The 1,053-nt window shown below is 42.5% G+C and carries 1 protein-coding gene and 1 pseudogene; both read right to left on the reverse strand.

The window, feature by feature from the left end; all coding sequences use genetic code 11:
- Nucleotides 1–270 (reverse strand): annotated as a pseudogene (locus EI28_RS12910) (tetratricopeptide repeat protein); the annotation flags it as partial.
- A gap of 102 nt (nucleotides 271–372) precedes the next feature.
- Complete coding sequence (locus EI28_RS14265; RefSeq protein ID WP_155937472.1) at nucleotides 373–1,023, reverse strand: hypothetical protein; 651 nt, start codon at nucleotides 1,021–1,023, stop codon at nucleotides 373–375.
- Nucleotides 1,024–1,053: the final 30 nt, after the last annotated feature.

Here is a 1,053-nt window from a genome sequence, read left to right on the forward strand (position 1 = left end):
TTGAATCGCATCCTGGAACCGTCCCAAGTTGTAGAGTGCGACACTTTTACCCCGCCAGGCTTCTTCAAATTGGGGGTCAAGTTCGAGAGATTTATTAAAACATTCCAATGCCTGCTCGAACTGGTTATCATAGGAATTGAAGTGCAATCCCTGTCTGTACCATTCCATCGCGGCGCTTTGCTGCGTACATCCACAACTACAGAATGCAGCCAGCACTATAATCGTTAAAACGAGGTGTTGTTTCACGTTTGCTCTTTTTCTCAGCTTCATGGAAATTACCTATTCTGTACGTACAAACTGCTTTGTCAGACATTGCACTTATCCGCTAAAAAAGGTTCTGATTGTTAATTTCTTCTATAAAAACACTGAAAATTAACTCACCTCAAATATTGAACTTTCGGTAGCGAGACTATACCCCGGAGGTTCACTAAATGGCGGGTATGTACCGTGATGCTCTCCGAAAACAATGTAAGTTCCAGGTTGCGCTGTAGTTGTGCTCGCTGCTCGATTATAACTAGTTAGATACGATGTACGTGATGTAGAAGTAACATATTCCCATTGGCTCGAATCCCAGTTCCATTTAAATAGCGTTGATTTATCGTACATTGTTGGAAATCGAGTTCCGGTTGGCGCTGATTCACTTTCAGACCCGTAACTCACAATATTACCTGCCAACCCCCATCCCGACTGACACAAAACCTGAATCTCCACCCTTGTGCTTTGCATTACACTTTGGGAATTGTTGCTCTGTTTGTTACTCTGTTCATTCAATGGTGTCGGCCATTCTTTTTTTGTTTGATAGAGATGTTTCCTTAAGGTTTCTGGTATTTCCATCAAATATTCTGGCGAAGTTTTTTCGTAGTATTCGCCGACGGTCATGTTCTGTCCTATTAATTGATTGATGACTGCAGTTTGCGTATCAACAATTTTCTCGCCGCTTTCTTCCGCACTCACGCACGGTACCATTGCCATCCCTGCTAATACCATTGCCAGCAGGATGACATTCCATCTGAACAGTTTCATCTGTTTCCTCCTTCAATAATTGAATTCCAG

This window comes from Methanoculleus sp. MH98A (assembly GCF_000691865.1).
Classification (GTDB): Archaea; Halobacteriota; Methanomicrobia; order Methanomicrobiales; family Methanoculleaceae; genus Methanoculleus.